Source organism: Paenibacillus sp. FSL W7-1287 (assembly GCF_038004245.1).
GTDB classification, from domain to species: domain Bacteria; phylum Bacillota; class Bacilli; order Paenibacillales; family Paenibacillaceae; genus Pristimantibacillus; species Pristimantibacillus camelliae.
Map to the genome: position 1 here is coordinate 3,873,225 of NZ_JBBORD010000001.1, position 21,052 is coordinate 3,894,276.

Here is a 21,052-nt window from a genome sequence, read left to right on the forward strand (position 1 = left end):
CTGAGTGAAAACTGTAACAACAGTTTCTCCCAGGCTTTTATCCTTCCGTGACACAGCAATGCTGTGAGTTTTCTCTCGGACCAGACCAGCACGAAGCTACGGAACCCTAGAAAACTTTTACTATACAATTAGTTTTTATTATACACAGTTTTCATATGATTTCAAGGTAAATGCCTAAGATAGTGGCGTTGGCTCCCCGAAGCCTTCACCGTACAGCTCATCGATCAGGCTGCGAATATCGGCTGGAGATTGTCCTTCCTTAAGCAAGCTCGCAGCCTTAAGTGCAATATCTACACATATGCCGCAGCGAGTACCATGATCGTCCCATACGACCTCATCCTCTCGAATCTCAGCGACAAAGCAATTGAAGTTGCTCTTATGACCAGCGCTCTCCCCGCAGCCACAGTAGCAAGGAATTTGCTGAAGCGCCTCTGGCAGCAGGACAGCTGCTTGATACGCTAAGGTAGTTTTCTCCGATGCAACATTCAAGAAAGAAGGAAGTGTCTCTTTAGATGACGTTACTTCCTGCAGGTCACCACTTGCTACTACATGCTGATGCTCACCATGAGCATCGTTATGATTAGTCTCATTACTGCCAGCTGCATTCCCACAGGCTGCTAGCACGCCTCCAGCAATAACTATACTTGCTGCTAATGCTACGTATCTTCTCACTATATCCTCGCCTCTTTACATCGTTTTCGTAGAGTTCGTTCATTTTCTCATAGTATACCTCAATACGAACGATCTGTAATGTAAGTTTAATCACTACGACAGCATCGTTGTTGTGAGTATTCTACATGATCAACCACTTTCTTCAAAATACTTTAACTTCTGGATAACAACTAGTTAACAAATACTTCCTATGATGGATGGGAAGTCCTAAAAGATTGTACAAAGGTGGTATCATTCATGAAATCGAGAGTTGGTGAAGTTGCCTTGCCAGCTGCGCAAGCGAAGCGTTCTACTAGATTGCACATCCAAGCAGCCAAGTGGCGTACATGGAAGGAAAGTATGCTCGGCTATAGTTTCTTGGCTCCTTCGCTCGTGCTTTTCGGATTATTTTTGTTTTATCCTCTGATCCAATCTGTCTATCTCAGCTTTCATATTACAGATCCGAGGGGCCGAGTAGCAGCGTACGTAGGCTTAGATAATTTCACGGCATTGCTTTCTTCCGATATGCTATGGAACAGTCTAAAGGTAACTGCACTGTTTACGTTGTTCACCGTGCCTACAGGCATTATTCTAGGAGTCATCTCTGCCGCATTGACCCATATTCGCTGGCCTGGAATGAAGCTATACCAATTTTTATTTTCGATGCCACTGGCTATGTCTGTTAGCACATCAGCCGTCATATGGACGATTCTATTTCATCCAACACTAGGTATTCTCAATTATTTACTTTCACTGGGAGGCATTGCCCCTGTTCAATGGCTGACAAGTCCTTCAACTGCACTAGTGTCCATCTCACTAATGACGGTTTGGATGAACTTTGGCTTCAATTACATTATCGTATTAAGCGGCTTACAGGGCATTCCAGGTGATTTAGTAGAAAGCGCAAAAATCGACGGCGCTGGACCAATTCGCGCATTTATGCAAATTGTACTGCCACTTTTGTCGCCAACACTGTTTTTCTTGACGGTCATTTCAATTATAAGTGCTTTTCAAGCCTTTGGACAAATTCATCTGCTTACAAAGGGTGGTCCAGCTGGAGCGACCGAGGTATTTGTCTATTCGATCTATAAGGAAGCCTTCGTCAATTATCAGTATGGTACAGGAAGTGCCTTGGCACTCGTCTTATTTGTCATCGTTCTTTTATTAACGATTATCCAATTCGCAGTTGTTGAAAAGAAGGTGCATTATCAATGAACATTCGGAGCGCAGCCTTACCGACCTTTACTGTATATTTCGTACTGACCATCCTTGCACTGCTGACGATATTCCCGCTGCTATATACACTGCTGCAGGCGATTATGGATCCAGCACAATCGTCACTTTATCCGCCTAAGTTAATCCCGGAGCAGCTATATTTCGGGAACATCTTGCTTGTATTTAAGCTAATTCCTGTCTCAACCTTTATTAGCAATAGCTTTATTATGGCAACAGTCATTATGATTGGTCAGGTTTGTATCGCTTCAATGGCTGCGTATGCATTTGTCTACATCTTATTTCCCGGGAAACAATTCTGGTTCATTCTATTTTTATCGACAATGATGATCCCTTGGGAAGTGACTATTATTCCAAATTATCTCACGATTCGATCCTGGGATTGGCTCGACTCCTATCAAGGGCTGACACTGCCATTCTTCGCATCAGCCTTCGGGGTGTTTTTACTGCGTCAGTTTTTCCTGCAGCTGCCAAGAGAGCTGTTCGAGGCTGCTCGAATCGACGGCGCTGGACATATTCGACACTACCTTACCATCGTGCTCCCACTCTCTCGTCCAGCACTGGCTTCACTTTCTGTCTATGTATTTCTGAATTCGTGGAATATGTACTTATGGCCGCTGCTTGTAACGAACAGCGATCAGATGCGCACCGTGCAGATCGGTGTCAGTATGCTTCAATTTGAGGAAATGAGCTCATGGAATCATCTGCTTGCAGGCGTGCTCGTCGTTCTAATTCCCTCCTTCATTCTGTTAATAGTTGGACTGAAGCAGCTCGTTCGCGGAATTACGGCTGGTGCCGTGAAGGGCTAGTACTGGTGTTGTTCCAGTATTACTCCATTGCTGCGTTGTTATGGGATTGGTGGTAGCCACTCGTGCTAGAGTGTAACCATAAATTTTTTAGAGGTAGTTCAAAAAGTCCACCTTTGATCACGGAGCTGCACTCTGTATGCTTAATCGGCATCGAAGCTTGAATTCAGCTTGGTCTTCTGGTGCTCACGTACCCACAACGTACGCTGCGCTCCTCAGCCCTAGCTTCATTCGATCTTCTCGGTGCTGAAAGTTGAATTTTTTGAACGTCATTTGATGGTAGTTCAAAAAGTCCACCTTTGATCACGGAGCTGCACTGATTGTTTAGTCGGCATCGAAGCTTGAATTCAGCCGGGTCTTCTGGTGCTCACGTACCCACAACGTACGCTGCGCTCCTCAGCCCTAGCTTCATTCGATCTTCTCGGTGCTGAAAGTTGAATTTTTTGAACGTCATTTGATGGTAGTTCAAAAAGTCCACCTTTGATCACGGAGCTGCACTCTGCATGCTTAGTCGGCATCGAAGCTTGAATTCAGCCTGGTCTTCTGGTGCTCACGTACCCACAACGTACGCTGCGCTCCTCAGCCCTAGCTTCATTCGATCTTTTTGGTGCTTAATCGGCATCGAAGCTTGAATTCAAGCAAACTTTTTGAACGGAAACTTTAAGAGAAAAGGGAGAGAAACAATGATCAAATCAAGATTGAAATGGAGTCTGGCAGCAAGTTTAACCTTCATCCTTATGTTTGCATCAGCTTGTGGCAATGGTTCTGGAGGTAATAACGCGAGTAACAACGTTAACACAGAAACTGGCGGAGCTAACAAGTCAACGAGCACTACGTCCAGTGCAAGTCAAGCATCAAGCTCATCTACGAAAAGCAGTGAGCCAGTTAATGTATTATGGTGGCATTCCATGGGTGGAGAGCTAGGTGCTGCAGTAACTGAGCTTGTAGCTCAATTCAACAGCTCGCAATCAGACATTATCGTTGAAGAAGTCTACCAAGGCTCGTATGATGAGAGCCTGAACAAGATGAAGGCTTCGATGGATTCCAAGTCAGGTCCAGCTTTGATCCAGGTTTACGAGATCGGCTCTCGCTTTATGATCGATTCTGGAGCTACAACTCCTATTCAAACGTTCATCGATGCAGAGCAATATGACCTCTCTCTGCTTGAAGAGAACATTACTAATTACTATTCCTTTGATGGTCAGCTGCATTCTATGCCCTTTAATACTTCTAACCCAATCCTCTACTACAACAAAGACATGTTCTCAGCAGCAGGTCTAGATCCAGATAAAGCTCCAGCTACTTTCGAGGAGGTTGCAGAGTATGCTGAAAAGCTGACACAGGGTGGACAGGCTGGAGCTTCCTTTGCGATATACGGATGGTTTATGGAGCAATTTTTCGCAAATCAAGGTAGTGACTATTTAAACAATGGCAACGGTCGTACTTCAGCTGCTACGGAGTCTAATTTGAATAATGAAGTCGGCGTTGAGACACTTACTTGGTGGAAGGAGCTTGTCGATCAAGGACATGCACTCAATCTAGGACGTGCAACAGCCGATACGAAAAAAGCATTCCTTGCAGGGCAAGTTGCTATGACACTTGATTCAACTGCTTCGCTGCGCGGTATTGTTGATGCTGCGGAAGGACAATTCGAAGTTGGCACTGGCTTCCTGCCAAAAGCAGCAAATGCAGCTGAGGGCGGTGTCGTTGTTGGTGGTGCAAGCCTGTGGATCATGAATAACAAATCACAGGAAGAGCAGCAAGCAGCCTGGGAGTTTATTAAGTTCTTAGCTAAGCCGGAAACTCAAGCTTACTGGCATGTTAACACTGGCTACTTTCCAATAACGAAGGCTGCCTATGAAGAAACGCTTGTTTCTGACAATTTAGCAAAATACCCTCAATTTCAAACGGCAGTCGACCAGCTCCATGCATCTAAACCAAGCACGGCCTCAACAGGTGCTGTAATGGGTGTGTTCCCGGAGGCTCGTCAGATCGTAGAAAGCGCGATTGAGGAAGCACTAAACGACGTAAAATCACCGCAGGATGCGCTGACTAGCGGAGCACAGCAGATCACTGACAAAATTTCCACATATAATAAGACAGTCCAATAAGACAGTCAAAATAACTGCACTAGCAAGCAGCCCCTTGTCCTATAATTGGCACTAAGGTTAACAAGCCTTACTAACTTTAGTCACACAGACGAGGGGCTTTTGTAGTGTTTTTCTGCAATTTTCCTATATGTTTTAATAAAAACAGGAAATTTTTCTCATGACAAATGTGCCTTCAATGCTATCATAGACGTATCAATAATAGTTAGGAGAGGAAAATTGTGAAAAAAAAGGTATTTGCAACGATTATGGCAACGACTGTAATTGCAAGTATGGCAACGGGAGTATATGGAGCAACGAAGCTGCAAGAAATTAAGGCATATCTAAATCCTGGTATTTCCTTTAAAGTGGACGGCGTTCCTACACAGCTTAAAGACAGCAGTGGTCTTGCAGTAGTTCCTATCAGCTACAAAAACACAACTTATCTTCCGGTTCGCGCAGTTTCTGATGCGCTTGGCGTGGCGGTTAATTACGACGGCAAAACAGAAACGATTAATTTAGGGGAAGTCGTCGATGGTATTGCTCTATCCAAAGATTTCAGAAGCGACAATCACACCAAAGATCCAGCTCAAACTACGTACAAAGGCAAGGACTACAAAGAGGCCTTCTATAACGATAATAATGCCAATCGTGGAGTTAGCTTCATGCTGTATCCAAAGGGTAGATATCAAACCTTATATCTACAAATAGCTGCCCTCGGCGAGCCGTTTGAAAAAATTCAGATCAAAGACTCAGATAATGACATTATTCTAAAAGAAATCGAAGTCATTGATCCGAGCGAAGGCTTGATTACTATTGAAGTAGATATCGGTGGCGTAGATACTTTATATGTTCACGGCAGTGCAGATAGAAACGGGCAAGTATTTGTTCCACTTACAACTTCCTACTTTAAATAAAACATACAAAAAGCCGGCCATGGGCCGGCTTTTTTATATGTTAACGAGATGTAAGCCTTACTGCAAATAATGCGTATCAAGCTGTTCGTGCTTCGATATATCATGCAGCGCATGCGATGCATTGGAAGTATTCTTTAACGCCATATCCCCTAGTGTAACGACCCCTACTAGCTTTCCTTGGTCGACGACTGGCAATCTGCGTACTTGATAATGAGCCATAATATCGGTTGCCTCATCGGCCAATTCCTCTGGAGATACGGTAATCGGTTGTTCCGTCATCACTTCGGTAACAGCAGTAGAGCCCGGCTTCTTCATCGCAATACCACGTCTCACGAGGTCGCGATCGGTTACCACTCCGATCAGCTTTGTATGATCTTGATCCTCCACCACTGGAACGAAACCAATATCATGTTCTGCCATCAATACAGCAATTTTATATACATTATCTTTTGGAGTTACCGTCACACAGCCCTCTGTCATTAGATCCTTAACTTTTTTCACCTTAATCAGCCACCTTTTAAGCTATTATGCGCTTAGATTGTACATTGTGGGTGCCTTTTATCCCAATGAATCGCTCTAGCAGTACACATAAATTTAGCTGATTAGGATAATGCTAACAATAACGATCATAAGCATGATGTGATGAACGATGTAAAAGATGAATGATGTAGATGCTAACAAAAAAGTTAAGGAAGGTGCAAAAGCACAATGAAGCTACCTCAGTATCCGCAATCCTATTGGCTTAATTCAACCAAGCTCCCTCAGTTTCCATCTTTAAAGGAGGATCTAAAAACCGATGTTGTCATTGTCGGTGGAGGAATAAGCGGTGTTACTTTAGCTTATCTGCTGTCGAAAAAGGGTAAATCAGTCGTCCTGCTCGAAGCTGGGGAAGTATTAAGCGGAACGACTGGACATACGACAGCGAAAATCACCTGCCAGCATGATGTAATCTATGATGAGTTTTTGTCTCATTTTGGAGAGAAGTATGCGAAGCAATATTATCAGGCTAATAATGAAGCACTCTCTTGGATTAAACAGACCGTAACCGAGCAGTCCATCGATTGTGACTTTAAGGAGCAGGATGCTTGGCTTTATACAACGAGTGTAGATCTCGTCCCTGATCTTAAGAAGGAGCTGCAAGCCTATCAGGCATTAGGAATTGAGGGTGAACTAACGGATTCTACCCCACTACCATTTAAGACTCGTGCTGGTCTGCGGATGCCTAAGCAGGCTCAATTTAACCCAGTCAAGTACTTAAACAAGCTATTGGAACTAGCCGTGCAGCAAGGAGTGCAGGTTTTCGAGCATACGACGGCTACCGCTGTCGACAAGCCTTCCTATGTCATTACGAAGGAAGGGCACAAAATCGAAAGCAAGCAAATCGTAAGCTGCTCCCACTTTCCATTCTACGATGACCAACAGTTTTTCTTCGCGAGAATGTATGCTGAACGCTCCTACGCGCTATGCTTTAAGCCAAAGCAGGAGTATCCTGAAGGGATGTTTCTTAGCATCGACCAGTCGAAGCGCTCACTACGCTCCGTAATGATCGATGGAGAACAGCATATTATTGTAGGTGGTGAGAATCATCCTACGGGGCAAGGCATATGCACGATTAGGCACTATGAGACTTTGGAGCAATTTGCTGAGGAAACCTTCGGCATAGAAAAGCTGCTGTATCGTTGGTCCGCGCAGGACTTAACGACGCTGGACAAGCTCCCATTCATCGGGGCGACTGATAATAAGCCAGAGCTATATGTTGCCGCTGGCTATAAAAAGTGGGGGATGACGACAGGAACAGCTGCAGCGCTTCTATTAGAAAAGGTCATTACTGGTGAACGCTCCCCTTATGTCGATCTGTTCGCACCTAAACGCTTCTATGCTGATCCGACGATCAAAACCTTCCTAACCTATGCAGGCAATATGGCTAAGCATATGGTGAAGGGCAAGCTGTTTGCAAGCAATCGACATGCTGAGGATCTCGAAAACGGGGAGGGCTCTGTCGTCTCGCTGCATGGCAAACGAGCAGGTGCATATCGTGATCAAGAAGGAAAGCTATTTATTGTCGATACGACATGTACTCATATGGGCTGCGAGGTAGAATGGAATAGCGGAGATCTATCATGGGATTGCCCGTGCCATGGCTCCCGCTTCTCCTATCAAGGCGAGGTGCTCGATGGTCCGGCAGATAAGCCGCTGCATCGCATCCAATAACGCTTAGCTATCCCATCTCATTAACATACGTCTTCGTGAACAAAAAAAGCAGCAGTGATGGATTGAGTTTGCTCGATCCGTCGCTGCTGCTTTTTGATACAACTGTCTATTGTACTATTGCTCTATCGTTACTGTAGCCCAATAGTTACTGTTGCTCTAGCGTTACTAACCCTCTATAGTTAACTGCTGTTTAGTTGACTGCTGTTTAGTTGACGCTGTTTAGTTGAGCTCTGTTTAGCCGAGCGCTGTTTAGCTGAACGCTCTTTAACCGAAAGTCTTTAGCCAGATGTTCATTTAGTAGATTAATAAAATGGCTATCCCTCGTTAAACTACTACTTTTTCTTCCTTCTTGTCTTCCTACTAATTCTTCCTTCTATTGCTCCACAGCTTTAAGCCCACAGATTCTTCGAGCTATTAGAGCACATCTATTGTGCAACAGCTTCAAGCTATAGATCATATCTATTGTGCAACAACCCTTGCTTTACTTCTCAGACGCAGACGTTTCTAGTGACGACTGATCCTGTTCCTGCTCAGGGTTTTCAAAGATTAGCGGCTTATTCGGTAAGTAATGTGAAGTTTTGATGTAGCGAATTGTTTTGGTCTTTGCACGCATCACAATGGAATCTGTCTCAGCGCGCTGATCGCTCAAGTAGCGAACCCCGCCTAAAAACTCCCCAGGTGTTACACCAGTTGCTGCAAAGATAACATCCTTCGTTCCAACCATGTCATCCATCGTTAGTACACGATAAGGATCGGATATACCCATTGCAATACAGCGCGCATATTCTGTCGCATCTGCTGGCATTAAACGTCCTTGAATTTCACCGCCTAGACATTTGAGAGCGGCCGCTGCAAGCACGCCTTCTGGAGCACCGCCCGAGCCGACGTAAAGGTCTATCCCTGTTTCCGGGAAGGCTGGTGCCATCGCGCCAACAACGTCACCATCTGGTAGAAACTTAATACGCACGCCTGTTTTACGAAGAATTTTATTCAAGGATTCATGTCGCGCACGATCAAGAATCATGACCGTGAGATCTGACACCTTCTTGTTCAAAGCTGCCGCTGCTTTGTGCAGCGTTACCTCCATTGGATCTGTAATGCTAACCTTACCGACGAGCTGCGGTCCATAGGCTAGCTTCTCCATGTACATATCAGGTGCGTGAAGCAGCTGCCCACGATCGGCTACCGCAATAACCGATAAGGCGTTGTTCAGCCCTTTGGCAACAATCTCAGTACCTTCAAGCGGATCTACCGCAACATCTACTTCAGGACCTTGGAAGCTTCCGACCTCCTCGCCAATAAACAGCATAGGTGCCTCATCCATTTCCCCTTCACCTATTACGACTGTACCGTGTATCGATACTGAGTCGAACATTTTCCGCATCGCAGAAGTTGCAGCACCATCCGCGTTGTTTTTATCACCGCGCCCCATCCATGGAGCAGAAGCCAGTGCAGCCATTTCTGTTACACGAACAATTTCCAATGCGAGTTCTCTTTCCATCCATAGCCCCCCGATCATTTCAGTAGATTTCTATCTCCTACATATGTACCATAGATTGGAAATGAACCGCAATATACAAGGGGCTATAAACACCATAAAGATATTAGATGTTAGTACTAAAAACATTTTATAAATCATATATTTTGTCATTTTCGGCTTGACAACTCATAAATTTTGCGTTTTTTCAATGATTTCTCGCCAGCTACTCGCGATATGGCTCCATCGTATAGGCATGAAGCAAAGCAGCCGTACCAACAATCGCTTGGACATGTGTCCGCTCCATGCCATGGGAAGCATGTACGCCTGGACCGATAAGCGCAGCTCGAATGTTGCTGCCCCCTCGCAGTGCTGCAGATGCGTCTGAGCCATAATGCGGATAAATATCTACCGCATAAGGAATTTTCAAGCGCTTGGCTAGCTCGATCAGCGTCGAGGTCATCTCATAATCGTACGGCCCAGAGGAGTCTTTAGCACAGATCGATACATCCTTCTCCGTTGCCGATAGGTCATCACCGATGGCGCCCATATCAACAGCAATCATTTCAACGATATCTGACGGAATATATGCTGTTCCATGTCCTACCTCTTCATAGGTAGAGATGATCATCTTAGTTGTCCGTTTTGGCTGAATCCCTTTATCCTTCCATGCTTTCAACAGTCCCAGCAATGCTGCTACACTAGCCTTGTCATCCAAATGTCTGGATTTCACCCAGCCATTAGATAAGATGCGCGTGCGTGCATCCCACGAGATAAAGTCGCCAACCGCAATGCCCAGCGCTTCCGTTTCCTGTTTACTGCTCGCAATGTCATCGATGCGGATTTCCATATTCGCCTCTTCACGCTTCCACTCTTTGGCATCACTATATACGTGGACAGATGGCTTGGTCGACAACACGGTCCCTTCAAATTCCCGTCCATCTCTCGTATGAATGAGACAATATTCACCCTCAACCGTATGCATCGCATATCCCCCAATTGGCGTAAAACGTATCATTCCATTTGCTTTAATGGAGCGTACCATCGCGCCTAATGTATCCACATGCGCCGACAATGCAAGCACATGCTCCGTATCCTCGCCCGGAACGGTAATGATCGCGTTGCCCTTTGGGGTCAGCTCAACAGCATAGCCTAATCGCTCAACCTCTTCCTGCAGCATCGCTATGATTTGCCTGCAATAGCCGCTTGGACTCGGCGTCTTCAGCAGCTTCTCAAGCCATTGCACAACGTATGGCTCATCTAACTCTAGTATTGAATCGTGATTCATATTATAATCCACGCTCGTCTACCTTCTTTCATGCTTACTTTTTGGCCTCTTTTGCTAGCTTCCTTTTCAGCGTATTTTCTTGCCTGCATTCTTGACTCTTTATCTTTCCTGTATTCTTGAATCTGTATTCTTTGCTCTTTATCTTCCTGCTTTAAGGCCTGGCCTTCTCTCCTGGCATTTTGATTTGTCCCCTCTATACATGAACAAATCATTCTATTACATTATTCAGCGGTTAGCCCGCTTATATGCTTATATGCTGCACAGAATCGCAATTACAATCCATATGATAAGAGCAGGTATCGATAATATATTCTGCGACAGCTTATAGCCGGCAAGCTGCTCCTTAATATAAAGTGATAAATAGTCTCTTTTTACCCATTCATCCCATTGCAGCTTGAGCGCGAAACGCTGTAAGTAGTATATACCTACAACGACTGCCCATCCCCCGGAGCCTCCAACAAGAAAGATGGCATAGCTGCCGACTGCGATGAGAATAATCCAGGCTTGAAGCAGCTGCTTAGAACGGAGCATTGCCTTAATCCGAAGCTCTGTCACGACGAAACGCTGATCCGTTGATTTGAACAATCGCTGGGAGGAGCGGAAGATCCACGGCTTTTTTAGTCGCTTCGTTGATTGAGTTTGTTCCTCCACTTGACTTAACAGCATCCCAGTAAATCTTGCACGTTTTTCTTGCTCCTGCTCCAGCTGCTGACCATAGTTAAAGGACTTTGTCATAAAGTGATATATTAGCACGATGAGTACAAAGAACAGTACACCAGTGGCAACAAGCATATAAGGCTTGGATAAAAATTCAAGCATATATAAAGCAGCTGGGAGTACATAGATAATACCTACGATGAACGTGCGCTGCATCGTCCTTAATATCTTGCGCCACCATGCTCCAGATTTATTGAAATAATGATTGATCGTCAGCATCGTCATTCCAGCTATAACACTGTAGCCGAGCAGCAGCAACAGCTGCTCGTTCGATAGATCTGTCGTACCTTTAATAAATGGGAGCAGCAGCCCCATCACCAGCAGTAAACGCACGAGCAGCAGGATGACACTATAAGCATAACCATACCGCTTGAGCTTCATATGCCAATCTCGATGCTGAAGCAAGACAAGGCGGTCGGCTTCTTCTACCCCGATATGAACCTGAAAGTACAGCATCATACTAGATACTGCTACGATAATTAGCTCCCAGCGCATGACGTACGACCATTCTGGTAGCTTGGTCCATAGCTCAATATATAAGCCTGAGAATATAAACAGCGCAGGTACGATGATATATAGCCACACGGTCCAGTCTGCAATCGTATGTAATGATTTCCCCATATACCGATAATGCTGCTTCAATCGAATCCAAAAAAGCTTTGCAGGAGTCAGCATTCTATCACATCCGTAGCATCGCTCGTGAATGCATGGAAGCAATCGAATAATGTATGCTCATTCGTTAAGCCTGCCTGAGCTCGAAGCTGTTCCATATCCCCTTTAGCGACAATCTCGCCATGATGCAGACAGATGAAGGTATCACATAAACGCTCTGCACTATCGAGTACGTGCGTGCTCATCAGCACAGCCGCTCCCTGCTGCCTTGCATCATTCAACAACGAGATAAAATCAAGCGTTGCCTGAGGATCAAGCCCAATGAATGGTTCATCAACAATATACAGATCCGGCTCCAGCATAAATGCGATCATAAGCATCAGCTTTTGCTGCATTCCTTTCGAGAAGCTGCCCGGATAATGGTGCTTCTGCTCTGTAAGCTTAAACTTCTCCAGTAGTCGTTCTGCTCGCTGCTCGAATAGCTTTTTATCAATATTATTCACTGAAGCTGCGAGCCACAGATGCTCCCATAATGTAAAGTAATCATAATAGATCGGCTGCTCGGGCACATACGCATACGTTCCGCTGTTGCCATCACCAAGCTGAACATTTCCTTTACGATATGGCGTAAGCGACATAATTGACTTAATCGTTGTACTTTTCCCTGCACCATTGGGCCCTATCAATCCTACTAGCTTTCCTTTTTCTACACTGAAAAATATGTTTCGTATGGAAGCTTCATTCTCTTTATAGCCCGCTTCCTCTATCTGTACGTCAAGCTGCTTCCTTTGCTCCAGTTCCATTCCGTTCGCCTCCACTCCCTAGCTTTTTACAGTTTCTACGTAGCGTAAGGAAAAATGTTACATTCAAAAAGCAAAAACACGCCATGAGTTCATAGCGTGTTTTCATTATACTAAACTTTAGAGCTTATTCATTACTGGTGAAAATGGGCGGCGAGTGGTGGGGGGCTGTATGCTTTTTCATACAAATTGCCGATTCGCTCGACGATTGACGGCGTTTTGTATGATTTTTCACACAAATCGCTCATTTGGGCGCCGATTGCCGGCGCTTTGTATGGTTTTTCACACAAATTGCGGATTTGCGCACCGATTGGCGACGTTTTGTATGCTTTTCGGTTTAACCCCCTAAGTTTGGACACTATCGTACTTTTACTTGTGCAATCGCATTAAAGTGCAATTTTTTGCGGTTGCACTTGTCCAGACTTTATCAACTCCAAGTATTCAACAGGTGGAACATCTCTTAGGCTCCCGTGTAATCGTCTGTTGTTGTAATACTCCATAAAACGATCGACTTCCATAAATGCCTCCTCATACGTCTCGAAATAGTTACGTTGAAAGCATTCACGTTCCAATATACTGTGAAACGACTCCACGTAAGCATTCATATTGGGACTACTGTTTGGAATACGCTCATGCTCCACGTTCATTTGCTCCACAAAGTTAGCGAATAGCCGACTGGTAAACTGTGGCCCATTATCGCTACGTATCACAAGGGTGTGGGTGTGTTGATGAATGTCTCGCTTCAATAAAGCTTTTTGAATAGCTCGAATAACATCTTGTGTGCTACAGGATCTACCACGGTAATAGCCAACGAGTTGACGATCAAACACATCAATAATATTTGCTACGTAGAAGTGGCTTCTTTTACCGGTGATGTAACCATATTTAATATCGACTTGCCATAGCTGGTTAGGTCCTGTAACTGTGCGGTTTTTAGCGAGTTTTCTGGGCACGGGATGAGCAATCTTACGTTGTGGAGAGAGAATATCTAGTTCCTTGCACAGCCGGTAAACTTTCTTTTTATTAATCACTAACTTATATGTACGGCGTAATAGAGTAGTCAATTTGCGGTAACCACTGGAGGCATGCTCACCTTGAATGAGACGTCTCAAATAGCCCTTAATTCGGCCGTCAGACACAGACTGACCGTCACGATTCTTTGAGTATCCTGGAATAGGCCTCCCCGTACTCCCTGAGCACTTTCTCACAGGATGTTTGAGTCGGTAGTAATAAGTAGAAGAAGCTACACTACAGATACGTAAGACCGTTCTTACAGCATATCCTTTTTGGATCCACTTAATGGCGGTTTCCAATCGGGATGCTTTTTTTTTACGAGTTCACGAAGGATCTCAATCTCGAGCTCTTTTTCACCAAGCAACTTTATGGCTTTTTGGTATTTTTCTTTAAGTACAGGCAATTGTTCGGCTGCTTCTTGCATACGCTCTTCTTTACTTCTTCTTTGCGCCATGATTAGATCCACCTCATCTTCATATTGCTTCAACCATCGTCTGACTGTAACCGGATTAACTTCTAGTTTTCTGGCAACACTTTCTGTTCGATAACCATCTAACAATAAAGATACAGCTTCTTTTTTTATGGATTCTAAGTGGTTAGACTTTCTTCTCATGGACCTACTCCTCCACTAATCATTATTTTATCTGAAGTAGACAGTAGTGTCCAAAATGATTAGGGGGCTAAATAGTTTTTCACACAAAATGTGTACTTGCGCCGAATGGTTGGCACTATTTCGCGGATTTGGCATATTATTAAAATGTTTTACCACGCACTTGCATAATGAACTAGGCTATGCTATTATTATGATAATGATTCTCAATATCATAGTTGAAGCCTTGAAGTGAAGCTATTCTAGCTTATCATCAGCAATCATACGCTTACCGCTACCCACTTAGCGTTGTTGACAATAATGAGATGGTGCGCTGCTACTCTTATTGACTACAAATCACAGTAAGCCTATGAGACAAAAACACCTCTTGCAGTAGAGTTTTGCAGTAGCAAAGCTCACTCAAGAGGTGTTTTTGCATCCATTAGCTCATTAAGCACTTACTGGCGAGAACGCTCGATCATGTTGTATTATCTTGAGGCGTTCGTTCGATGTGCGCCCTCACTATCGAGGTCGCTTAATCATGTTGCATTCCCTTAACTCGTTCGCTCGTCGCTGAGTCTCAATTGAGTTCGCTAGACCATGTAGCGTTCCCTTAACGTTCGCTCGTCGCACGGTCACTGTCGAGGTTGCATGACCATGATACATTCCATTGTTACGTTCGTTCGTCATGCACTCACTATCCAGGTCGCTTGCCTATTATATCGACCATGCAGCATGCCCATGAGTTGATCCATCACTCGTCCTCTTACAATCTAGCAACGCCAATAGCAACATCTATACTACCCCCGCGCGACATTCCTGCCTCGATACCAACTCACAACACCATACACACTATATTGAATGACCCAGATTAGCATCGTGACGAGCACTAATCCCCATATATAACCGTGCTTACCGAACGTATCATAGATGACCATTAATGGTGAATTGGCTATCGGGCGATTGAGGAACATATAATTCGTCCCAACTGCTGCATTAAACTGATAAATGAGCGGGATAACAATGATGAGAAATATTCCAACCTTCCATAGCTGCTTCGCTTGCGGCTTTAGCTCACCCGAAGCTAGCAGCATGATCGGATACGCAATGATGATCGCATGAAAGACAAAGGAATGAATATGCAGGAAACCCATCGTTGATTCATCAGTCCAGCCTGGAAACAAGAGCGCTATGATCGCGCCAGATAGCGTTAAGCTGAATAGTATCTCGTTAACGACCGCAAATGGACGATATGCATGCAGCATAAGCAGCACAATCGCCATACCGCATAGATGAATCGGTATATAGAACAGCAACGGCTTGCCTAGCTGCCATACAACAATCAGCTTAACGAGCTCGCCAATTAATAACGAATATGCCAGCACACGCTTTATGACGGTTCGCCTATGTTCAGGGGAACGCACATATAGCCACGTAAGCATAATAATAGCTACGGCTATACCAGCAAGCCAGCTCCAATGCACTTGGTCAAAAGCAACAAAGCCCTGCTCCATCCCTCATCACCTCAATTTCATTATTATGCAGCTTAAGGTAGGCTACATGCACATGATGCGATACATGCGATCTGTTGTAGTACTTTCTGTCTTTCCGTATAGTTACTTCTGCCATAGTTACCTATAACAACACTTTATCTAACAATAGCTAACATTAGTCCTGTTCCATCGTTCTCGCCTTCATTGAGCATTCATTGAGCATTCATTGAGCATTCATTGAGCATTCATTGAGCATTCATTGAGCATTCATTGAGCATTCATTGAGCACATTCATAGCGACTTCATCAGTCCCTCGATCATTGTGATCTCTGACAATTTTACTTTCAATATGTGCCCCACCATTATTTTCGCCGTCACTTAAACCTCAGTCTTAGTTTATCTATCATCAGACCCTCGAACTTCGTTTTCATCCTTGATGTCACATTGTTCCTAGATCATCATTTTCATCTTCTTTGCGACCTCATCAATAGTCTATTGACCATCGATTCCGCCCTCAATGTCACTTCATCATAGTCCCTCGACCATCGATTCCGCCCCCGATGGCACTTCATCATAGTCCCTCGACCATCGATTCCGCCCTCAATGTCACTTCATCCTTGTCTCTCGACCATCGATTCCGCCCTCAATGTCACTTCATCCTTGTCCCTTGAACACTATTATTCATCGTCCTTGTGTTCACCGAAACTTTTGCTTCCCATGTGCTCAAGCTGCTTCATGCAGCTTCATGCTTTGGTTTTATCACCGTCATTGCTTACCCTGCCAGTATTTGATCGCAAGCTGCGTCCGATCGCGCAGCTCTAATTTATCTAGAATAATGCTTAGCGTATTTCGCACTGTTCCATCGCCGATAAATAGCTGTTCTCCGATTTCTTTATTAGACAGCCCATGTGCAACGAGTTCAACAATATCCATCTCCCGCTTCGTCAGCCCTTGGTTGGACAGACTCGTCATCACATCATTAACCTGACTCGGCAACCCCTCATTAGCCCGACTCGCCAACTCTTCATTAGACTGACCTGCCAGACCTTCGTTAGTCTGACTCGCCAGACCCTCGTTCTCTCGACTCCCTTTATCGGGCTCATTGGTTGGCTCGATGATGATTCTTAGAACATCTGGATCTAGAACAGTCGTGCCGGCTACTAGGGCTCTAATTTGCGCGGCCATTTTATTAATCGGGGAGGATTTTAGCAGATATCCCTCTGCCCCCGCCCTCAATGCTAGTCTAATGTTCTTCTCATCCTTAAAGGTCGTTAGCATCATAATATGAATCGAAGGCGCTTCTTGCTTAATGATCTTTGTGCTCTCAATGCCATCCATGACAGGCATTTGAATATCCATCAGAATAACGTCTGGCTGCTCATTTCTACTAAGCGCTACAGCCTCTTGTCCATTGGATGCTGTGCCGATTATTTGAAATCCCTCTTCCTTCCCGAGCAATAGCTGCAGGCTTTGACATACAAGCGGATCATCATCGACGATTAGTAGCTTCATCTGCTCCTCCTACCTTCTCAAGCGGAATCACACATACAACGAGAAACCCATCCTGTCCATTAACGGATAGGCTTCCCCCTATTGAGCGTGCTCTTAGCTTAAGACCTCTTAGTCCGCTCCCCTCATGGCTGCCTGCTGTAACAGAGCCATTATCATGAATCGAAAGCCGTACAATGGATTCCGTAACTTGAAGATCTACCTTTACCTTCGTCGCATCGCTATGTCTAGCTACATTAGTCAATGCTTCCTTCAGACAGGCCTCCAGCAGCCCCCACATATAGGCGGACACGAGCAGCATATCGCCTGCCTTGTAGAAGGCGATGTCTTTGTGCTGAAAGCTGCTGATGATATAGTCTAGTCTTTCTACACCAATCATTGCTGTTGGTGTCACATTATGCACAGCCTCTCTCAAGCTTACGGTGCTGCGCTCCAAGCGCTGCCTTACTTCCGCAAGCAGCTTGTCACCTTCCTCTGAATTCTTCACATACTCATATGCTTGTGTTGCGAGCAATGCACCGGTCAGATCATGTCCCAAATGATCATGAAGCTGCCTAGATATCCGGTATCGTTCCATCAGCTCCGCATGATGTATGGCAGAATGATTCGCTTCGAGCAAATCCATTTTAATCCGTTCAAGCTCAGCTCGGGCCTTGCGCTGCTCATCTGCTTCTCGTTTATAGCTTTGCTGAGACTTGATCGTCAGCCATGAGAAGCACCCAAACAAGAAAGCATGAAGATGATACCAGAATATCAGATCTATCGTTGAGTCAATCACATGTAATGCATGCAGCAGCGAAAATCCAGCAACGAGCAGCAAGGACAGCATCCATTTCCCCCTTAACGCAAGCTCGAACATCGGAATCGCTAAAGCAACATAGTGAATGTCTGTATAAGGAAATAACAATAAACAAAGCAGTACATCTAGCAGCACCGACCAGACCGGCAGACGAAAACGCCATCGCAGGCTGGTCAAGATAAGCAAGAGCAGAATAAGGATAAAAGCACGAAAGCCTAAATCACCAACGATCCATACATGCATAAGCAGTCCTATTTGCAGAAAGCGCCATCCATGAATATATAACGTTGGTTCCTTGATCGCTTTCATCCTTCCTCCTCCCCGCTTCGAGCTTAATGAATTTTCCGAGTACTACCTAATATCATAAATATGATCGTATACAGCCACAAGACCCCATTAATGAGTATAAAATCACCAACTGGCCCCTCAGAGGCAATCCAGCTCATCCCTTGATTGAGCCAGTAGGTTGGAAACAGTACAGTAATTCGAATAAGAGCCTCTGGGAATATCTGCAGCGGCATGAGCAGCCCGCCTAATATCGCCAACAGCGTAACGAGCGACATATAGATGAGAAATGCAGACTCCTTGCTCCGAAATATCGAGATCCATGCGAGCGCAATAGCTAAGGAAGTAAAGCTGAAGGACACATATAACAGCATAAGCCAATGGGGCTGATACAGCTCGACGCCTAGCAGGACACCTCCATAGACAACGATCGCACATTGCATAACAAGTATAACAGAAAATGCCAATAGATTTTGACATAGATACGACCCGTAGCTAATCGGTGCAACGGCCAAACGCTTCACAACGCCTTTTGCTCGATCAACGAGGATGATGGTGGTGAGCCGGATGCTGATAAACAGCAGCACAATTCCGAAATACTGATAGCCGTAAGGAAGGACAGGCCAGTATTCACCCTCCGGGAAAAATATAAATGCGATAGGGAATAAGGTGAGAAGAATAAGGTTCGTTTTGTTGCTGAAGCTTCTCTTAAGTGAAAACTTAAACACGGTCACGCATGAACCTCCTCCTTCCCACAACCATCATAACGAGAAATAAGATGATCGTTGCTGCCAAGAGAATATTTGCCGCGAACCATGCTTTCGAGGTGTTGTTCATGCTCATCTCATGTATGGCGATGGTCGATAGCGTTAGCGGATTTCCGTAAGAGCCCATGAATCTAAAAAATGCGTGATCCGGCATCGGGAAAAATAAGCCCGCCAATAAAATAAAGCCAATCCCGTATACTTCGCTTAATCGTTCAGCAGTTTTGTAGACTTTGACTGCGAACATGAAGACGAGATAAACGACGCTCGATAATATAGCCATTAGGGTGATGAGGTAGATCGTCCATAGCCAATGCTCCCAGATCACGCCAAGTACAAATTGAGTGAAGGTCATCAAGATCACACCTAGCATCACCGAATACACTACTCCGCACAGCATAATGGAGAAAGCATACATCGTTAGACTAATAGGCAGCATTTGCATTCTCGCTCGATGCTCGGTAAACAATTCAGAATGGATCATATACATCACGGTTGAACCGCCAAAAAGCTGAAAGCATAAAACTAAGCTAACGGCAGGTTGCTTCAGATAAGGCTCCCCTGTATCCGTAACCGCACCAGACAATATGAGCGAAAACAAGGAGATTAAAACGATGGGGACGATAAGCAGCAGCAGTAAAACAATATAGTTTCTTAGCATTCTTAGTAAAGTAAATCTTACCGTAGAAAGTACTCTCACTGCTCCTCCCCCTTATCTCTCAATTGTTTGCCCGTTAGCGTAAAGAACACATCCTCTAAATTAGGTCGCTCAGTCTGAATGCCGAGCACACCGGTATGCTCCTTTATAATAGAAAGCATTCGATCTAAATTACCAGACCCGGCATCGGAGATAACCGTAATATCGTTACCTGCTGTAAGGACTCTTCTAACGCCAGCGATTTTCTCCAGGCTGCCTTCAGGAATACGCTCTGGATCTGTCACCTCAAAGCTCACTTTTTCCTCGTGCTGGATCGTTTGAATGAGATCTGCTGGCGTGCCTTCCTTTATAATCTGGCCCTGGTCCATAATGATCACGCGCGAGGCAATCGCTTCAATCTCTTCTATATAATGTGTCGTATATAAAATCGTCGTGCCACGGTCCCTTAATCGCTTAACGCCCTCTAATATATAATTTCTTGATTGTGGATCAATTCCAACCGTTGGCTCATCCATAATAAGAAACGAAGGACTATGCGTCAGCGCACATGCGATATTAAGCCTTCGCTTCATGCCACCTGAAAATTTAGTTGGCAGCTTATTAGCCTGATCCGATAGACCGACAAATTCCAGCACCTCGCGTACTTTTTGCTTTCTCACTTCTCCCTTTAGACCATAAACCCCCGCGAAAAAATGCAGGTTTTCTTTAGCCGTCAGCTCTTCAAATATCGTAATCTCCTGAGTGACGAGCCCGATTTTCTCCTTGTTCTCATGGGTGAAAGGATGTTTGGACTGACCGAAAAGCTCTACGGTTCCATGATCAAAGGGCCTCATCCCAGTTAGCGTTCCAATAAGCGTTGTTTTCCCTGCTCCATTCGGACCAAGTAGACCGATGATCTCACCTGCATGGATGTCTAGATCAATGCTATCAAGCGCTACATATGAGCCGTAACGCTTAACGACACCTCGCATCGAAGCAATCGTCATGACATGCACCTCTCTCTTTTTTTGCTTTCATTATGGCAAGATCACTAATCTAATAGTAGTTACATTTGTCATTTTATATAGACCAGCAGTAGGCGTATAAAGAAAATAGCCTGGGATGAGGAGGCTTTACCCTCTCTAATCCCAGGCTATATGGCT

At 44.8% G+C, this 21,052-nt stretch carries 19 protein-coding genes and 1 riboswitch; of the genes, 5 read left to right on the forward strand and 14 right to left on the reverse strand.

Annotated features, from left to right (window positions below; all coding sequences use genetic code 11):
• Window positions 1-24 precede the first annotated feature (24 nt).
• A riboswitch (guanidine-I (ykkC/yxkD leader) is annotated at window positions 25-121 on the reverse strand.
• A gap of 53 nt (window positions 122-174) precedes the next feature.
• On the reverse strand, window positions 175-672 hold the full coding sequence (locus NSQ99_RS17540) for a PCYCGC motif-containing (lipo)protein (protein ID WP_340838137.1): 498 nt from the start codon (window positions 670-672) through the stop codon (window positions 175-177).
• A 339-nt stretch (window positions 673-1,011) separates the two neighbouring features.
• Here NSQ99_RS17540 and NSQ99_RS17545 point away from each other — a divergent pair, with 339 nt between their 5' ends.
• From NSQ99_RS17545 to NSQ99_RS17560, 4 genes are all read left to right on the forward strand, one after another.
• Complete coding sequence (locus NSQ99_RS17545; protein WP_340838829.1) at window positions 1,012-1,866, forward strand: carbohydrate ABC transporter permease; 855 nt, start codon at window positions 1,012-1,014, stop codon at window positions 1,864-1,866.
• The gene (locus tag NSQ99_RS17550; RefSeq protein WP_340838138.1) at window positions 1,863-2,693 is read left to right on the forward strand and encodes a carbohydrate ABC transporter permease; all 831 of its coding nucleotides are present in this window, start codon (window positions 1,863-1,865) and stop codon (window positions 2,691-2,693) included. The genes NSQ99_RS17545 and NSQ99_RS17550 overlap by 4 nt, the downstream gene beginning before the upstream one ends.
• A 680-nt stretch (window positions 2,694-3,373) precedes the next feature.
• Window positions 3,374-4,801, forward strand: a complete 1,428-nt coding sequence (locus NSQ99_RS17555; RefSeq protein WP_340838139.1) for an ABC transporter substrate-binding protein — start codon at window positions 3,374-3,376, stop codon at window positions 4,799-4,801.
• Between the two features lie 218 nt (window positions 4,802-5,019).
• Complete coding sequence (locus NSQ99_RS17560) at window positions 5,020-5,694, forward strand: stalk domain-containing protein (protein WP_340838141.1); 675 nt, start codon at window positions 5,020-5,022, stop codon at window positions 5,692-5,694.
• 57 nt (window positions 5,695-5,751) lie between these two features.
• Here the strand turns inward: NSQ99_RS17560 and NSQ99_RS17565 are convergent, their stop codons facing one another.
• Window positions 5,752-6,195: a CBS domain-containing protein gene (locus tag NSQ99_RS17565; protein WP_340838143.1), complete on the reverse strand. Its 444-nt coding sequence runs from the start codon at window positions 6,193-6,195 to the stop codon at window positions 5,752-5,754.
• 207 nt (window positions 6,196-6,402) lie between these two features.
• Between NSQ99_RS17565 and NSQ99_RS17570 the strand changes: the two genes are divergently transcribed.
• Window positions 6,403-7,905, forward strand: a complete 1,503-nt coding sequence (locus NSQ99_RS17570) for an FAD-dependent oxidoreductase (RefSeq protein WP_251667642.1) — start codon at window positions 6,403-6,405, stop codon at window positions 7,903-7,905.
• 481 nt (window positions 7,906-8,386) lie between these two features.
• Here NSQ99_RS17570 and glpX read toward each other — a convergent pair whose 3' ends face one another.
• The 12 genes from glpX to NSQ99_RS17630 form a co-directional block, all read right to left on the reverse strand.
• On the reverse strand, window positions 8,387-9,406 hold the full coding sequence (gene glpX, locus NSQ99_RS17575; protein ID WP_340838146.1) for a class II fructose-bisphosphatase: 1,020 nt from the start codon (window positions 9,404-9,406) through the stop codon (window positions 8,387-8,389).
• Between the two features lie 202 nt (window positions 9,407-9,608).
• The gene (locus NSQ99_RS17580; protein ID WP_340838830.1) at window positions 9,609-10,670 is read right to left on the reverse strand and encodes a M42 family metallopeptidase; all 1,062 of its coding nucleotides are present in this window, start codon (window positions 10,668-10,670) and stop codon (window positions 9,609-9,611) included.
• Window positions 10,671-10,919: 249 nt separating this feature from the next.
• Window positions 10,920-12,062 carry an ABC transporter permease gene (locus NSQ99_RS17585; RefSeq protein ID WP_340838148.1) on the reverse strand — a complete coding sequence of 381 codons (1,143 nt, stop codon included), beginning with the start codon at window positions 12,060-12,062 and terminating at the stop codon, window positions 10,920-10,922.
• Window positions 12,056-12,802, reverse strand: coding sequence for an ABC transporter ATP-binding protein (locus NSQ99_RS17590; RefSeq protein WP_340838150.1), 747 nt, complete (start codon window positions 12,800-12,802; stop codon window positions 12,056-12,058). The genes NSQ99_RS17585 and NSQ99_RS17590 overlap by 7 nt, the downstream gene beginning before the upstream one ends.
• 383 nt (window positions 12,803-13,185) lie before the next feature.
• On the reverse strand, window positions 13,186-14,112 hold the full coding sequence (locus tag NSQ99_RS17595; protein WP_340838152.1) for an IS3 family transposase: 927 nt from the start codon (window positions 14,110-14,112) through the stop codon (window positions 13,186-13,188).
• Complete coding sequence (locus NSQ99_RS17600; RefSeq protein WP_340838153.1) at window positions 14,070-14,426, reverse strand: helix-turn-helix domain-containing protein; 357 nt, start codon at window positions 14,424-14,426, stop codon at window positions 14,070-14,072. Before NSQ99_RS17600 ends, NSQ99_RS17595 begins: the two co-directional genes overlap by 43 nt.
• 776 nt (window positions 14,427-15,202) lie before the next feature.
• Window positions 15,203-15,916 (reverse strand): YwaF family protein, encoded by a 714-nt coding sequence (locus NSQ99_RS17605; RefSeq protein ID WP_340838155.1) that lies wholly within the window; start codon window positions 15,914-15,916, stop codon window positions 15,203-15,205.
• 744 nt (window positions 15,917-16,660) lie between these two features.
• Window positions 16,661-17,407, reverse strand: coding sequence for a response regulator transcription factor (locus tag NSQ99_RS17610; RefSeq protein ID WP_340838157.1), 747 nt, complete (start codon window positions 17,405-17,407; stop codon window positions 16,661-16,663).
• The gene (locus tag NSQ99_RS17615; protein ID WP_340838159.1) at window positions 17,385-18,512 is read right to left on the reverse strand and encodes a sensor histidine kinase; all 1,128 of its coding nucleotides are present in this window, start codon (window positions 18,510-18,512) and stop codon (window positions 17,385-17,387) included. The genes NSQ99_RS17610 and NSQ99_RS17615 overlap by 23 nt, the downstream gene beginning before the upstream one ends.
• 23 nt (window positions 18,513-18,535) lie before the next feature.
• A complete protein-coding gene (locus NSQ99_RS17620; RefSeq protein ID WP_340838161.1) occupies window positions 18,536-19,222 on the reverse strand; it encodes an ABC transporter permease in 687 nt (228 codons plus the stop codon).
• Window positions 19,209-19,952 (reverse strand): ABC transporter permease, encoded by a 744-nt coding sequence (locus tag NSQ99_RS17625; RefSeq protein ID WP_340838163.1) that lies wholly within the window; start codon window positions 19,950-19,952, stop codon window positions 19,209-19,211. The genes NSQ99_RS17620 and NSQ99_RS17625 overlap by 14 nt, the downstream gene beginning before the upstream one ends.
• Entirely contained in the window at window positions 19,949-20,896 is a 948-nt protein-coding gene (locus NSQ99_RS17630; protein WP_340838165.1) for an ABC transporter ATP-binding protein, read from the reverse strand. Before NSQ99_RS17630 ends, NSQ99_RS17625 begins: the two co-directional genes overlap by 4 nt.
• Window positions 20,897-21,052 lie beyond the last annotated feature (156 nt).

What these genes read in the sequence shown, in the direction of transcription:
- NSQ99_RS17545 (WP_340838829.1), top strand. Translation starts at nt 1,012, where the DNA reads ATGCTCGGCTATAGTTTCTTGGCTCCTTCGCTCGTGCTTTTCGGATTA.
- NSQ99_RS17550 (WP_340838138.1), top strand. Translation starts at nt 1,863, where the DNA reads ATGAACATTCGGAGCGCAGCCTTACCGACCTTTACTGTATATTTCGTA.
- NSQ99_RS17555 (WP_340838139.1), top strand. Translation starts at nt 3,374, where the DNA reads ATGATCAAATCAAGATTGAAATGGAGTCTGGCAGCAAGTTTAACCTTC.
- NSQ99_RS17570 (WP_251667642.1), top strand. Translation starts at nt 6,403, where the DNA reads ATGAAGCTACCTCAGTATCCGCAATCCTATTGGCTTAATTCAACCAAG.
- glpX (WP_340838146.1), bottom strand. Translation starts at nt 9,406, where the DNA reads ATGGAAAGAGAACTCGCATTGGAAATTGTTCGTGTAACAGAAATGGCT.
- NSQ99_RS17580 (WP_340838830.1), bottom strand. Translation starts at nt 10,670, where the DNA reads ATGAATCACGATTCAATACTAGAGTTAGATGAGCCATACGTTGTGCAA.
- NSQ99_RS17585 (WP_340838148.1), bottom strand. Translation starts at nt 12,062, where the DNA reads ATGCTGACTCCTGCAAAGCTTTTTTGGATTCGATTGAAGCAGCATTAT.
- NSQ99_RS17590 (WP_340838150.1), bottom strand. Translation starts at nt 12,802, where the DNA reads ATGGAACTGGAGCAAAGGAAGCAGCTTGACGTACAGATAGAGGAAGCG.
- NSQ99_RS17600 (WP_340838153.1), bottom strand. Translation starts at nt 14,426, where the DNA reads ATGAGAAGAAAGTCTAACCACTTAGAATCCATAAAAAAAGAAGCTGTA.
- NSQ99_RS17605 (WP_340838155.1), bottom strand. Translation starts at nt 15,916, where the DNA reads ATGGAGCAGGGCTTTGTTGCTTTTGACCAAGTGCATTGGAGCTGGCTT.
- NSQ99_RS17610 (WP_340838157.1), bottom strand. Translation starts at nt 17,407, where the DNA reads ATGAAGCTACTAATCGTCGATGATGATCCGCTTGTATGTCAAAGCCTG.
- NSQ99_RS17615 (WP_340838159.1), bottom strand. Translation starts at nt 18,512, where the DNA reads ATGAAAGCGATCAAGGAACCAACGTTATATATTCATGGATGGCGCTTT.
- NSQ99_RS17630 (WP_340838165.1), bottom strand. Translation starts at nt 20,896, where the DNA reads ATGACGATTGCTTCGATGCGAGGTGTCGTTAAGCGTTACGGCTCATAT.